Genomic DNA, 14449 nt, shown 5'->3' with positions numbered 1-14449 from the left:
TGGCGTGTTGTCAGCCGCGGACAGGGCGCAACGATGCACGACAGACGCAACGAAGAAAGGCGTACGCGATGCTCGTCATCGAATCCCGATTCCCGATTCCCGGCGCTAAAGCGCATCCCGCGTCGGCGCATCGGTGCGTACCACGACGTCGAGTGCATCGTGGCGCCAGGATTCGATATCCAGCTCCACCGCGCGACCGTCTTCGGCGAAGCTGATCCGCCGCAGGCGGAAACACGGCGTGCCGGTGGTGGACTGCAGCAGCAGGGCCTGCGTGGCATCCAGGCCGGCCGGATGCATCGACAGCTGCGCGCGGCTCAGGAACAGCCCGAGCTTTTGGTTGAACACGCTCGACAGCGAGCCGGCCAACTCGTGCTCGAGCAGGCCCGGCGCCCACGCTGCCAGCACCACATTGGTTTCCAGCAGCACGGCGCGGCGGTCGATCCAGCGCCGGCGCTGCAGCACGAAGACGTCCTCGTAGGGCGTGTCCAGGCGCAACGCGGCCGCAAACGCAGCGCCTGCGGGCTGGCGGGTCGCGCTCAGCAGTTCGGTGCGCGGTTTGCGCCCCTGCGCGGCCACGTACTGCATGAAGCCGGCGATGCTGGTGGGGTCGTAGCGCACGCGTGGTGCGCTGACGAACCAGCCACGGCGGTTCTCGCGGTAGATGCGGCCTTCGGCTTCGAGATGCTGCAAGGCTTCACGCAGGGTGATGCGGGTGCAGTCGAAGCGCTCGGCCAGCGCGCGCTCCACCGGCAGGCGCTGGTCCGGGCCCCATTCGCCGGCGGCGATCTGCGCGGCGATGATGTCGGTGATGGCATGTTGGCGCGAGGCGGTCATGCGGTGCGCCGCCACTTGGAGATACGGCCCGTCGGCCAGGCAATGAGATGAAGATCGTGCATACCGCGATGGTAAAGAAGAACGCGCACGCAAACCGCACCGGGCTCAGCGTGCCGTTGTCAGGTTCCGGGTCTGTTGGGTTTTCCAGCTGCGCCAGCCGTAGACCGCCAACGCCACGAAGCCCGCGTAGAGCAGGGCAGTGGGATACAGCGCCTTGCTGACGAACACGCCGACGTAAATGCAGTCGAGCACGATCCACAACACCCAGTTGGCGATGCGCTTGCGCGCCGCCCACACACTGGCGACCAGGCTGAAGCTGGCCAGTGCCGCGTCCAGCCAGGGCAGTGCGGCATCGGTGCGGTGATGCATGTAGGCGCCGAGCGCGGCAGCGAACGCCGCGCCGATGCACAGCGACAGCCACAGTTCCGCAGCCGGCATCGGCAGCGGGCGAATCCGCGTTTCTGCAGCGGCGCCGCGCCGCCAGTGCCACCATCCGTAGAGCTGGGTCAGCACGTAGACCCCTTGCAGCAGCATGTCCGAATACAGCTTCCACTGATAGAACAGCCAAGCGTACAAGGCCACCGCCACGATCCCCACCGGCCAGCACCAGCGGATGCGCCGCGCGGTCAGCCACACGCCCAGCAGGTTGATCACAACGGCGATGGATTCGAGCAACGACATGCAATGCCTGATGGAAAGGGGACAGCGGTGGGAGAGGTGCAACCCGTGCAAAACAGCGGTGCGGTCGGAAGTGGATGCTGCGCGATGCCCCGAATCTGCGTGCGATGGAAACGCGATAGCGCCCTCACCGCTGAGCCCCTGCCTTCAACTGGTGCCTGCTGTTTTCAGCCATTGCCTGAAACACGCACAAGCACGGCTGGCTCGCTTCGACGTCCTTCCTCCGCCTGCGGGGGAAGGTGCCCGAAGGGCGGATGGGGGCAGCAGGCCTCAAAAATCCACCTGCACCGTCAGCCGCGCCGTGCGCGGCGCACCCGGAAACAGATAGGCATCGCCCTGGTATTCGCCGGAATCGCGCCAGTAGCGTTTGTCGAACACGTTGTCCACGTTCAGACGCCAGGTGGTCGCCACCCCGCCCAGCGCAGTGGCGTAACGCGCACCCAGGTTGGCCACGGTGTAGGCCGGCACGCTGGCATTGCCGAGCCGGTCGGCGAACTTGCGGCCGCTGTATTGCGCGCCTGCCAGCACCGCCAGGCCATCGACACCAGGCACGCTGTAGTCGGCCTGCACGCTGGCACGCAGCTCGGGCACATTGATCGCCTGATGGCCTTCGTAGGCGGCAATGTCGGTGTCTTCGGCGCGCGCGCGGATGGCGGCGACGCTGGCGAACAGGCGCAGTTGCTCGGTTACCGCGCCATCGGCGGACAGCTCCAGCCCGCGGTTGTGCAGGCGGCCCTGCTGCACGAACAGCAGGCCACCATCGGGCTGCGGCTGGGTGAATTGATACGCCTGCCGGATATCGAACAGCGCCGCGCCCAGGCGCAGGCCCTGTAGCTCGAGCTTGGCGCCGGTTTCCAGCTGATAGGCATTGGTGGGGGGCAGGATTTCATCGGCGTTGTCGGCAAACCAAGGCGCGGTGCCGCCGGCGGCCAGGCTCTTGGCGTAGCTGGCATACAGCGACACGTTCTGTTGCGGCTTGAACAGCAGTGCGGCCTGCGGCAAGACCGCATTCTTGCGCGTGCGTCGCTCCAGCAGGCCGTCGCGGTCGAAGGCGCGCTCGTCCAGACGCACCGCGCGTGCGCCCAGTGACAGTTCCCACTGTGTGCCCAGGCCGATGCGGTCGGCCAGCACCAGCGCGCGTTGACGGCTATCCAGGCGGCGTTGCTTGGGGTCCAGCGCCACATCGGTCTGTGCAAAGACCTCAGGGTCGCGGTCGATGCTGCCGCTGCCGACGAACTCGTTGACCGAGCCGAAACGATCGATGGTGCGGCGCAGCCAGTCGCCGCCGATGCTCAGGTGATGCTCCAGCGCGCCGGTGACCACGTGGCCTTCGAGGGTGGCGCGCAGCTGATCGTGCACGCGGGTGTCGTCGGGGCTGCGATAGTCGTAGATGTCGTACTCGCCCTGTGCGCTGAAGAAGTTGGGCGTGGCGATGTCGGCACAGCTTGCCGCGCCGTAGCAGCCCCAGGCGAATGCGGAAAAATCGTTGATCGCCGAACGGCTGCGCGAGGCCTCGGCAGTGCCGCGCCAGTCGTCGTTGAACTGATACGCATAGCGCAGCTGCGCGTTGAGCGAGTCCATTTCCACCGGTCGTGCCCACGGCTGGTAACCGAGCAGGCGGTGCACATCGATGTCGCGCGGCACCTGCGTGCCACCGAGCAATTGGTAGCCGGGCACCGAGCGTTGCTGGCGATGCTGGTATTCCACGTCCAGCTGCAGCAGCGATTGCGCGCTGATCTTCCAGTCGCCGGCCAGCGACAGAAAGTTGCGGTAGCCATCGGCGTGATCGACATAGCTGTCGATGTCTTCGCGCGCGGCATTCACCCGCAGGCCGAGCGTGCGCTCGGCGCCGAACCACTCGCCCAGATCGGCGGCGACGTAGCGCGAGCCCTGCTCGTCGGTGCCCAGGGTCACGCTGCGCACATGCTCGGGGCGTTTGGTGCGGTAGTCGATCAAGCCGGCCGGCTCGTTGACGCCCGATTGCAGCCCGGCCAGGCCCTTGAGGATCTGCACCTGCTGCTTGTTTTCCAGCGCAATCGACTGCTCGCCCACCGCGCTCAGCCCGTTGATGCGATAGCTGTTGGCGGCATTGAGCGAATAGCCGCGCACCACGAAGTTCTCGTAATAGCCGATCGGCGCATACGCATCGCCGGTCGAGGCATCGGCGCGCAGCACCTCGCTGAGCACGCGCGCCTGGCGATCGAGCAGTTGCTGGCGCTCGATCACTGCGATGGACGCCGGTGCATCGAGCAGGCGCGTGGCGCCGAAGCCGCCCAACGCCGTGCTGCTATCGCTGCGCTCGCCCAGCACGTTGACCGTGTCCAGCTGCACCGCGGACGCGCCGGGTTGCTGCTGTTGCGCCAACGCAGGGGTGGCCAGGCCCAGCGCCAGGGCGAGCGTCAGCGGGCGACGGGGAAGTGCAACTAGCGACAGACGGGACATGCACAGAACTCGCAAAAGGGGGGAGGAAATAGACGGGGTTGCCGCTCATCGCAGCAGCGCCGCGCGCGCATGCAGATGCGCAAGCAGCGTTTGACCATCGGCACTGGCAAACCAGTCCGCGTGGCCCAGCAGATAGCGGTGATAGGCGATATCCACGTTGTCGGGCGAGCGCGTGATGCCGGCGAAGTACTCGATCTCGCTCAAGGCGAAATCGGCATGCACGATCGGCAGCAGCGCGGCCAGGCAGCGCAGCTGTCCTGCACTGAGTGGGCGATGCAGCGCATAGCCATCCAGCAAGGCATCGAGTTGTTGCAGCTGCGCCTGCGCGCGCGCGCCGGTATCCAGCTGCAGCCACGGGATCAGGTTGCGTTCGATCGCGGTGGCCAGATCGAACAAGGCACTGCTGCGATCGCTCAATCCGAAATCGAAGATCGCGCTGACCTCGCCGGCGCCGTGGTCGGTATTCCACAGCAGATTGGACGCATGCCAGTCGCCATGCGTCCACAGCGGCGGCATCGCATCCGGCGCAGACAGCAGCGGCCAGGCACGCGCATGCCAGGGCAGCAGGTGCGTGGCCAGATCGTGCTGCCAGGGCAGCGCCTGCAACGCTGCGGCCAGCTGCGGCCGCGCGGGCAAGGCGCGCTGCAGCGCCTGCACCGGATCCTGCTGGGTAAACAGCCGCAGGTTGGCGACCAGAACATTGGTGGAGCGCGGCGGCGCATCGAAGCCCTGCGCGGCGTGGTGCAGCTGCGCAAGCGCAGCCCCTGCGGCCTGCGCATGCTCGACGTGGCTAAACGGCGTCCACGACAGTGCATCGCGATACAGGTCGCGTCCCGCCCCGACGCGTTGCACTTCGTAGACCCATTGGTCCTGCGCAAGAGCGGTCTGACCGTCAGCCGCGTACAGCACCTCCACCACCGGCGCGCCGGCCCAGCGCAGGTGCGCCATGAAGCTGTGTTCTTCGCGCAAGGCCGCGACACTGCGCACGCTGCGGTGGTGGCGTTTGACGATCACCGCGCCGGACGCGGTCTGTACGCAGGCGGCAGCGGAGAACGGACGCGCGCTGTGCCAATGCACGCCCTGGTCGGCGCCAAGCCCGGCGAACCGCTGCAGCACGTGGCGGATTTCATCCATGCTCAGTGCCGGCCAGTCGGGCAGGGCCAGCTCCAGGCTCATGCCATGCACCTGATGGGTCGCACTCATGGGCGCGCGCTCCGCAGCCATGCTGGCGAAAACACGATTGGTATAGACCAGCTGCACGAGGCCGATCCAATGTGTCCGGCATGCAGGCCGGCGACAACACGGACGGCGCTGCCGGGCCGTCGTTGTCGCGCTGGCGCCATCAGGCGTTCGCGCGACATGGAGTGGAAGGGCAGCGCGAAACCGAAAGGTCGCTGGCCGTCATCTCAACAATCAAGTGTGGGAGTGCCGCAGGCGGCGCCGAACCAGGCCGCGTGGCGGCCGTCGGGCGCGCAGTATGCCCCGTGCCGCCGCCGGCCGCCATGCCGGCACGCTGCCGCGATGGCGCTGCGCGCTCCCGGCACCGGATAATGGCCGGATGACTCCAGTCCAGATCGCCGCCGTCGTTGTCACCTATCAGAGCAGCAGCACCATCGATGCCTGCCTGTCGCGGCTACGTGCGGCCGACGGCGTCGGCGAGATCCGGGTGGTCGACAACGCGTCCAGCGACGACACCCTGGACGTAGTGCAGCGGCATGCGCTGGCCGATGCGCGGGTGCACTTCATCGCCAACCCGGACAATCCAGGCTTTGCCACCGCCTGCAATCAGGGGGCGCGCGACTCGCAGGCGCCCTGGCTGGTCTTCATCAACCCGGATCTGATGGTCGAAACCGATACCCTGGTGCAGTTGTGCGCGCGCGCCGATGGGCATGCGGCGGTGCTGCTGGGGGTGGAGCAGGTGGACGAGCAGGGTCGGCCGGATGCGGCCGTGCGCCGCCGCGACCCGGACTTTGCCGCGATGCTGCGCGCGCCGCGTGCCGCTGCCCAGCTCGCCGTGCCCGCCAATCCGTCGCTTGCCCTGCAGCCGGTGGATGCGATCTCGGGCGCCTTGATGCTGATGCAGCGCAGCCTGTTTGATCGCCTGGACGGCTGGGACGGCCGTTATCGCCTGCACGCCGAGGACCTGGACCTGTGCCGGCGCGCCCGTCAGGCCGGCGCGCTGGTCGCGGTGGCCAACGACCTGCAGGTGGTGCATGTGCGCGGCGTCTCCAGTCGTGCGCGGCCATTTTTCGTGGAATGGCATAAACATCGTGGATTGTGGCGGTATTTCCGCAAATTCGAGGCCGCTGAGCGCGGGCCCTTGACCCGGGTCGGGGTGTGGCTGGCGATCTGGACCCATGCCGCCGCGCAGGTGCCGCGATTGTTGCGCCAGAAATGAAGTTGCTGGCGTTAAATTGGTGATAAATCTGTGATGAGGGCGCGGGCGAAACTGTGATACGTTTCGCCGCGAAGTGTGATCCAGCCCGTGCTTCCTGTCCCTAACGGGTCCCCCATCAGGAATCGTACAAATGTCCTTACAGAACGACCCGCGCTCGCGGGTACGTCAGTCGTGCCTCACCTCCGGGCAGTCCAGTCCGGTTGTTGCATCGTCTACTCCTGCCCGTAACGCCCGCCGCCTGTCGGTGGCCGCGATGTCGGCACTCGCCTTGAGCTGCGCGCTGGCCGCGTTACCGGGTAGCGCCATCGCCGGTGCCTGGACCCAGCCGCAGGGCGACACGTTGGTGATCGTCAAGGCGCTGCATAGCGATGGCCGAGGATGGTTCGACGACAGCCATCACCGCACGACCTTTGGCGACGGCCAGCAATTCGATGGCAACGGCCGCAGTCGCCAGGACCAGCTCAATGTCTACGTCGAGCATGGCCTGACCGACACGCTCAGCGTCATCGGCAATTTCTATTTCAACGACATCGGCTTCAGCAGCCACGATGCCGTGAGCGGACGGCAGCAGACCACGACCACCGGCTTTGCCGATCAGGAAATCGGCTTGCGCTATGCGCTGCCGAGCGCGCAGAACGATGTGTGGCGCAGCTCGGTGCAGGCGTTGGTCAGCATCCCCGCCTACGGCCGCAGCAAGACCTATCATCCGAATAATCCCGACGCGAATTCCGATCCTGCGCTTGGCCTGGGCGACTACGGCCTGGAGCTGCGTTACAGCCGTGGCCGCGGTTACACGCTTGGCGGGCGCAACGGCTACGTCGACCTGGGTGGCGCAGTGCGCCTGCGTGGCAGCGCCGCCTCCGACGAAGTGCGGGTGGATGCATCCACCGGTCTGAGCCTGACTCCGAGCTGGTTGCTGCTGGGCGAGCTCAACGTGATCCAGGGCCTGGGCAACGGACGTAGCAACTTTGATGTCCCCGGCTCTGCTGGCGGCGTCGGCTTCGTCGCCACCGGCACCAACTACGACCTCACCAAGCTGCAGTTGTCCACGCTGTACACCGCGCCGGGTGGCAGCCAGTGGCAGTTGGGCTACCAACAGCCGGTGATGGGCCGCAATACCGGCGCTGCAGGCGGGCCCTTCGTGGCCGCCTGGTGGCGTTTCTGAGGACGCCACGACAATGACGGTCACCTGCGAAATGGAAGCGCTGGGACGGGCGCCGGACATCGGTCGCGAACGTGGACTGTTGGGTCGCGCGCTGGTCACGGCAGGCGTCATCACCGACGAACAGCTGCGCTCGGCGCTGGCGCTGCAGCAGCGCTGGAACTCGCGCCTGGGCGATGTGATCCTGGCCCAGCGCGGTGTACCGGCGCAGCGGTTCTACGCCATCGTCGCCGCGCACTTCGGGCTGGAGTTCATCGATCTGGTGCAGCAGCCGCCGGATCCGAGCCTGCTCACCCCCGGCGACCTGGATAGCTATGCGCAACGCCTGGTGTTGCCGTGGAAGCGCGAAGACGGCGTGCTGGTACTGGCCGTGGCCGACCCCGACCCGGCGTTGTTCGCCTGGGCGCGTGCGCATTACGACGAAGAGGTGCGGTTTGTCGGCACTGCCAAGTTCGACATCATCTGGAGCCTGCAGCGCTACGCCGACGAGCAGCTCACCGACAACGCCTTGAACCTGCTCGCATCGCACGCACCGACCTACTCGGCGCGCCAGGTGGTCACGCGCGGGCAGAAGTTCACGTTGTGGGCGATCGCGGCGGTATTGCTGATCGCGATGGTGCTGTTCCCGGTGCCTACGCTGATCGCCGTCAACGTGCTGGTGGCGTTCGGCTTCCTGGCGACCTTCGGCTTGAAGCTGTTGCTGGTGTGGTTCGGCTCGCGCCACCGCATCGACATCAAGGTCACCGAAGACGAAGTGGCCGCGCTGCGCGACGACGACCTGCCGGTCTACACCGTGCTGGTGCCGATGTACAAGGAACCGGAGGTGTTGCCGATCCTGGCCAACGCGCTGCGCAAGCTCGATTACCCGATCAGCAAGCTCGACGTGAAGCTGGTGCTGGAAGCCGACGACTTCGACACCATCGAAGCGGCCAAGAAACTCGGCCTGGAAGCGTTCTTCGAAATCATCCGGGTGCCGCCATCGCAGCCCAAGACCAAGCCCAAGGCCTGCAACTACGCGCTGCACTTTGCGCGTGGCGAACTACTCACCATCTACGACGCCGAAGACAAACCCGAGCCGGATCAGCTCAAGCGCGTGGTGGCGGCGTTCCGCAAGGCCGAAAAGGATGTGGTGTGCATCCAGGCGCGGCTGAACTACTACAACGCCGACGAAAACTGGCTGACGCGGATGTTCACGCTGGAGTACACGCTCTGGTTCGACTTCTACCTGCCGGCGCTGGAATACCTGCGCATCCCGATTCCGCTGGGCGGCACCTCCAATCACTTCCGTCTGGATGTGTTGCGCCAGGTGCGCGCATGGGACCCGTACAACGTGACCGAAGACGCCGACCTGGGCGTGCGGCTGATCCAGAACGGCTACCGCGTCAACGTGGTCAATTCCACCACGTTCGAAGAAGCCAACGTCAGCATTCCCAACTGGATCCGGCAGCGCTCACGCTGGCTCAAGGGCTACATGCAGACCTGGCTGGTGCACATGCGCGACCCGGTGCATCTGTATCGCAGCACCGGGTTCAAGGGATTCTGGGGTTTCCAGTTCTTTATCGGCGGCAATTTCTTCATCGCACTGGGTGTGCCGGTGATGTGGACGTTGTGCCTGGTCAGCGTGCTGAGCGGTGCACGCGTGTTCGATGCCATCTTCCCGCCGTGGCTGGCCGCGATCTCGATGGTCAATCTGCTGCTGGCCAATGCGTTCTTCATCTACATCACGCTGGTGGCCGCGTTCAAGCGCGACTACTTCAAGTTGGCGCCGTACGCGTTGACGGTACCGTTTTACTGGGCGTTGCAATCGATCGCCGCCTTCAAGGGTCTATGGCAGTTGATCCGCAATCCGTTCTATTGGGAGAAGACCACGCATGGCATCAGCAAGCATTCGGAAAACGAACGCCGCGCCGCACTCGAAGAGTGAGCCGGTAGCGCGTCGCGACAGTGGCTTGCCGGCGTTTCTGGTGGCCGTGGTGGCGTTGTCGCTGCTGAGCCAGCCGTTGTTGGTGCAGTCGCTGGGCGCTGTTGCACCGACCACCACGCCCGGCATTGGTGTGCCGGCCAGCGGGTTGCTGGCATGGGCGGTGGATCTGGCGTTGCACCGTTGGGATCTGCCGTTTCAGGTATGGCCGTTCCTGGCGGTGGCTGCCAATGCGCTGTTCCTGTCGTTGCTGTGGCGCGATCTGGCTGGCGTGTTCGGGCGCGGCTGGGCCAGCGGGCTGACGTTGCTGGTGGGTTGCAACCCGCTGTTCCTGCTGCCGATCGCCGCGGGCGGCAGTCAGGCCGTGGGCCTGCTGGCGTTCTACGGCTTGTGCCGCACGCTGCGCCGCCTGCAGGCGCCGGTGGAAGCCTTCACCTACCTGCGTATCGCCGGGTGGCTGTGCATCCTGCTGTGCCTGGATCTGCAGACGTTGGCGTTGTCGACGATGGTGGCGCCGTGGCTGCTGCTGGTGATGCCGCCGCAGATGTTGCGCAAGGCGCCGGGCTCGTTTTACCTGGTGTGCTATCTGCCGTTTGCGTTTCTGGTTGGCATGTGGGCCTACGTCAATCTGACCGTGTTCAACGCGCCGTGGCCGACCTTGTCGAGCATCGGGCACGCGGCCAGTCCGCTGCCATTGCCGCTGGCCGAGCAGGCCGAAGGCTGGTTGCCGGCGGTGCGTTGGGGCGTGGCGGCGGTGGCCTGCTTCCCGGTGTTGGCGTTGGTAGCGCGGGCGCACAACGCTGCGCTGATGCGTGGCGTTGTGGCCAGCGCCGGCACGGTGATCTGTGCGGCCGCACTCTCGTTCGCGCTCGGCTGGGCCGGTTTCGATGCCTTGTTGCTACTGTGGGTGCCGGCGGCCTTGTTGCTGCGCGCCCTGCAGGCCGACCAGCGCAGTCAGGCTGCGGGATTGCTGCTGCTCGGCCTGATCGGCGCGGCCTGGGTGCAACCGCAGGGCTGGGGCAGCTGGATGCGTGCGGCGCCTGCCGACGAACAGTCGCTGCTGCAGGGCGAGGCGGTGGTCGTGGCCGCGCCGGTGTCGCTGCCGGTCGCACGCGTGGCGACGCCGGCCGCTGCGGCCGCAGTGACCCCGTTGGCCGAGGCGGATGCGGCGATCCAGGCGCATGTGGCAGCGCAGCTGAGCGCTGCCGCGCCAGCCGGCCCTGCAGCCGCCACCGCGCTTCAGCCGGACGTCGGTAACGCAACGTTGCATACGGGCAAGTGCGTGCAGGGCAGTGCAGCGCCCACCAGCGAGGTGTCCGCCGCATGTTCAAGCGCGTTTTAATTCTCGCGGCGTTGCTCGCCGTGTGCCTGCTGGCCAATGGCTGCAACGCGGCCGCGCCGATGTGGATGGGTGCCAACGTCAAGGTCTCGGCCAATGCGCCGTGGCAGAGCGCTGCCGCTGCGCAGTCGCTGGATGCGCTGGCTGCCACCGGTGCGCGCAAGGCGCTGCTGGTGGCCTTCGTCTGGCAGGCGAACCCGCAATCGAACGACCCGGTGCTGGGCAGCGACAGCAGCCTGGATGCGATGCGCGCAGCGCTGCGGCAGAGCCATCGTTCCGGCCTGCAGCCCACGCTCAAGGTGCACGTGTGGGTGCCCGGTCACTGGGCCGGCGAGGTGGCGCCTGCCGATCAGACCGCCTGGTTTGCGGCGTATCGACAGGCGCTGCTGCCGCTGGCGCAGCTTGCCGAAGACGAGCACGCCGAGGCGCTGGTGGTCGGCACCGAACTGCGCAAGCTGCAGGACGCACCGCAATGGCCAGAGTTGGTCGCGGCGGTGCGCAAGGTCTATCGCGGCAAGCTGCTGTACGTGGCCGACGGGATGGAGCATGCAGAAACCTTCCGTTACTGGTCGCTGTTCGACGCGGTCGGCACCAGCCTGTATCCGCGCCTGTCCGACGCTGCCGGCGCGCGCGCTGCGGAAATGACTGCCGCCGCGCAGCGCCTGCAGGATCTGGGGCAACGCGTGGGCAAGCCGGTGTGGGTGGCCGAACTGGGCCTGCGCTCGGCGCGCGGCAGCCTGGCAGCGCCCTGGGAAAGCCCGGAGCAACGTACCGCCGCAGTGGATACCCAGCTGCAGCTGCAGGTGCTGCAGCAGTGGCGCACCGTGTTGCAGGCCCATGGCGTGGACGGCATTGCGCTGTGGTGCTGGTATACCGACCCTGCCGCCGGCGGCCCGGGCGACAGCGACTTCACCGTGCAGGGCAAGCCGGCGCAGCAGGTGCTAGCACGTTGATGCATCGACGGGCGGCCGTGCCTGGCGACTAGCCGGCGCGGCTGTTGCGAGTGGTGATCCCACTGTGCAGGCGCTCGGGGAGTGGATCTGCGATCGGTGGCCTTGTGGAGCTGACTGGCGCCGCTGGTGCGTGGCACCGAACAGCCGATGGCCCCATGCGCCCTCGCGGACACCCTCGAAACTTCGACCTGGCCAGCGTGCCGGAGCGTGCGCCCTGAGCGCAGGGCGGGTGCATCGCGGCCGGCGCTCCGGTCATGCCCAATGCACGCGCGGTCACCGCCGCTGCGGGCATAATCCGGCCGCATGATCATCCATTCGCTGCTCGACACCGACCTGTACAAATTCACCATGATGCAGGCGGTGCTGCATCAGCATCCGGCCGCGCAGGTCGAGTACCGCTTCAAATGCCGCACGCCGGGCGTGGACCTGGCGCAGTTCATCGATGAGATCTCGCGCGAGATCGATGCCTTGTGCCGGCTGCGCCTGCGCGAGGACGAGGTGGACTACCTGCGCAGCCTGCGTTTCATCAAGCCGGACTTCGCCGACTTTCTGGCGCTGTTCCATCTGGACCGCAAGTATCTGCAGCTGTCGGCGTCGGCCACCCACCCGGGCGAGATCGAGCTGACCATCCGCGGCCCGTGGCTGCACACCATCCTGTTCGAAGTGCCGCTGCTGGCGATCATCAACGAGGTGTGGTTCCGCAACACCTCCGAGCCGGATTTCGAAGAGGGCCGCAGCCGCCTGCGCGCCAAGGTGAGCAGCCTGCGCAACATGCCGGCCGGCTGCAAGATCGCCGACTACGGCACCCGTCGCCGTTACTCGCGGCACTGGCACGGCGAGCTGCTGCCGCTGCTGCGCGATGGCCTGGGCGAGCAGTTCGTGGGCACCAGCAACGTGTATTTCGCCAAGCACTACGGGCTGACCCCGCTGGGCACGATGGCGCACGAATACCTGCAGGCATTCCAGGCGCTGGGGCCGCGGCTGCGCGACAGCCAGGTCGCCGCGCTGGAATCGTGGGCGCGCGAGTACCGTGGCGATCTGGGCATTGCGCTGTCGGACATCGTGGGGCTGGACGCGTTTCTGCGCGATTTCGACCTGTATTTCTGCAAGCTGTTCGACGGCATGCGCCACGACTCCGGCGACCCGTTCGAATGGGGCGAGCGGGTGATCGCGCACCTGGAAGCCCATCGCATCGATCCCAAGACCAAGGTGCTGGTCTTCAGCGATGGCCTCAACATCGACAAGGTGATGCGCCTGTACGCGCACTTCCACACCCGCTGCCGGCTGGCGTTCGGGGTGGGCACCAGCCTGACCAACGACCTGGGACCGACGCCGTTGCAGATCGTCATCAAGATGGTCCGCTGCAATGGCCAGCCGGTGGCCAAGCTCAGCGATTCGCCCGGCAAGAGCATGTGCGAGGACGCCGGCTACCTGCGCTACCTGCGCGACGTGTTCGGTCTGCCGCCGATGCCCGAAGGCGCCTGACCGGGGGGCGGCAACGACTGACGCAGGCCGGCATTAACTGCCAAAAAGTGTGTGCCGCTGTCAGGGAATGCCCGGAAAAGTGAGATGCATCTCTCAATCGCTAGTTGGCAAACGTTAACATTGGCATCACGCTTGCATCACTTTTAGTGCAACCGTCGTATGTGACGTCCCTCCCTCGCGAAGCCTGTTGAATGCCTGCACTCGACCCCTTGTCGCTGTACCGCACGCGGAGCTGCTCCCGACAGTGGCTGGGCTTTGTGCGGGCGATGGCCGAGGAATTCGGCGCCGAGCTGCCCGAGCATGACCTGGCCACCTTGATGGCCCGGATCGGCCGCCGCTTCGCGCGCGAGCACAGGCTGGCGCCCTGCATCGCGCTGGACCAGGTGCAACAGGCCGCCAACGCGATCTGGGACAGCTGCGACTGGGGCCAGTGCACGATGGACGAACACCCGGACCATGTGCAGATCCGGCATGGCGGTGCGCCGTTGAGCGTGGCGCTGGACGGGGCCGCATGGAGCGACGGTTTCCTGCAGGGTGTGTATGAGGGATGGTTCCAGCAATTGGGGATGCTGGCAGGGCTGGCGGTGCAGAGCGCGCCGGCCGATACCGTCGATCTGCGCCTGTTTGTGTTGGCGCGGACGGCATGACCATGTGCGATCGGGCAAGGGGACTGTGATGGCACCGAAGAACACCAAAAACGCGCAGGGACACGACGATGTCTCGGGCCTGTTCGCGCGTCTGGGGACGCAGGCGAGCGAGGGATATCACGACTTTGCGTACACCCAGCTGCCGCCGCGCAAGCCAGGCGTGACGCCTGCCGAGGCGCCGGCAACGGGGCAGGCCGCGCCGGCTGCGCTGGAGGCTGTGGTGGCGCCGGGGCACGTGCCGGCAGCACCCTCAGTTGCGGCGGTCGCACCAGGCGCGCCGCTTGCCGACCGACCGTCGCCTGCGATGCACGTCGCAGCACCCACCGACCAGACAGCCAACGGATCGCCGGGCGATGCGCTGGCGCCACTGCGCAAATTGCGGCAGCGCGAGGAGCCTGGCGTGCGCGCATCGCCGCCGCCGGAGCGACCGGCGCAGACACCGCTGGAACAACTGTTCCAGCGCCTGCTGCAGGCCGACGCGCGCAGCTCTGCGCATAGCCCGCTGCAGCGCCTGCGCTCGCGTTGACGCCTCACCTCCGTCCTTCCCGGCAAGCGCGTCAGGCGATTGCCGCTGCGTTGCCGCACGTCCG

At 66.8% G+C, this 14449-nt stretch carries 12 protein-coding genes; 8 read left to right on the top strand and 4 right to left on the bottom strand.

Going from position 1 to position 14449, the window contains the following annotated elements; genetic code table 11:
• Positions 1–105: 105 nt before the first annotated feature.
• The 4 genes from FHY18_RS11505 to FHY18_RS11490 form a co-directional block, all read right to left on the bottom strand.
• The gene (locus tag FHY18_RS11505) at positions 106–834 is read right to left on the bottom strand and encodes a UTRA domain-containing protein (protein ID WP_205392446.1); all 729 of its coding nucleotides are present in this window, start codon (positions 832–834) and stop codon (positions 106–108) included.
• 105 nt (positions 835–939) lie between these two features.
• Positions 940–1515: a nicotinamide riboside transporter PnuC gene (gene pnuC / locus FHY18_RS11500; RefSeq protein WP_205392445.1), complete on the bottom strand. Its 576-nt coding sequence runs from the start codon at positions 1513–1515 to the stop codon at positions 940–942.
• 267 nt (positions 1516–1782) lie between these two features.
• On the bottom strand, positions 1783–3954 hold the full coding sequence (locus FHY18_RS11495; RefSeq protein WP_259154949.1) for a TonB-dependent receptor: 2172 nt from the start codon (positions 3952–3954) through the stop codon (positions 1783–1785).
• 45 nt (positions 3955–3999) lie between these two features.
• Positions 4000–5157, bottom strand: a complete 1158-nt coding sequence (locus tag FHY18_RS11490; protein ID WP_259154948.1) for an aminoglycoside phosphotransferase family protein — start codon at positions 5155–5157, stop codon at positions 4000–4002.
• A 355-nt stretch (positions 5158–5512) separates the two neighbouring features.
• On the opposite strand from FHY18_RS11490, the gene FHY18_RS11485 reads away from it, so the two are divergent.
• The 8 genes from FHY18_RS11485 (at position 5513) to FHY18_RS11450 (ending at position 14385) form a co-directional block, all read left to right on the top strand.
• Positions 5513–6352: a glycosyltransferase family 2 protein gene (locus FHY18_RS11485; RefSeq protein ID WP_259154940.1), complete on the top strand. Its 840-nt coding sequence runs from the start codon at positions 5513–5515 to the stop codon at positions 6350–6352.
• Positions 6353–6482: 130 nt separating this feature from the next.
• The gene (locus tag FHY18_RS11480) at positions 6483–7517 is read left to right on the top strand and encodes a hypothetical protein (protein WP_259154939.1); all 1035 of its coding nucleotides are present in this window, start codon (positions 6483–6485) and stop codon (positions 7515–7517) included.
• Positions 7518–7530: 13 nt separating this feature from the next.
• Positions 7531–9438, top strand: coding sequence for a glycosyltransferase family 2 protein (locus FHY18_RS11475; RefSeq protein WP_259154937.1), 1908 nt, complete (start codon positions 7531–7533; stop codon positions 9436–9438).
• A 46-nt stretch (positions 9439–9484) separates the two neighbouring features.
• Entirely contained in the window at positions 9485–10777 is a 1293-nt protein-coding gene (locus FHY18_RS11470) for a hypothetical protein (RefSeq protein WP_259155961.1), read from the top strand.
• Complete coding sequence (locus tag FHY18_RS11465; RefSeq protein WP_259154922.1) at positions 10759–11727, top strand: glycosidase-like protein; 969 nt, start codon at positions 10759–10761, stop codon at positions 11725–11727. The genes FHY18_RS11470 and FHY18_RS11465 overlap by 19 nt, the downstream gene beginning before the upstream one ends.
• A gap of 303 nt (positions 11728–12030) precedes the next feature.
• Positions 12031–13212 (top strand): nicotinate phosphoribosyltransferase, encoded by a 1182-nt coding sequence (pncB, locus tag FHY18_RS11460; RefSeq protein ID WP_259154921.1) that lies wholly within the window; start codon positions 12031–12033, stop codon positions 13210–13212.
• 191 nt (positions 13213–13403) lie between these two features.
• Positions 13404–13859, top strand: a complete 456-nt coding sequence (locus FHY18_RS11455; protein WP_259154919.1) for a hypothetical protein — start codon at positions 13404–13406, stop codon at positions 13857–13859.
• A gap of 28 nt (positions 13860–13887) precedes the next feature.
• The gene (locus tag FHY18_RS11450) at positions 13888–14385 is read left to right on the top strand and encodes a hypothetical protein (protein WP_259154918.1); all 498 of its coding nucleotides are present in this window, start codon (positions 13888–13890) and stop codon (positions 14383–14385) included.
• Positions 14386–14449 lie beyond the last annotated feature (64 nt).

The organism is Xanthomonas sp. 3793 (genome assembly GCF_024806835.1).
Taxonomy (GTDB): domain Bacteria; phylum Pseudomonadota; class Gammaproteobacteria; order Xanthomonadales; family Xanthomonadaceae; genus Xanthomonas; species Xanthomonas arboricola_F.
Note: the sequence above shows the minus strand (reverse complement) of the source record. Positions and strands in the feature narration are given on the sequence as shown.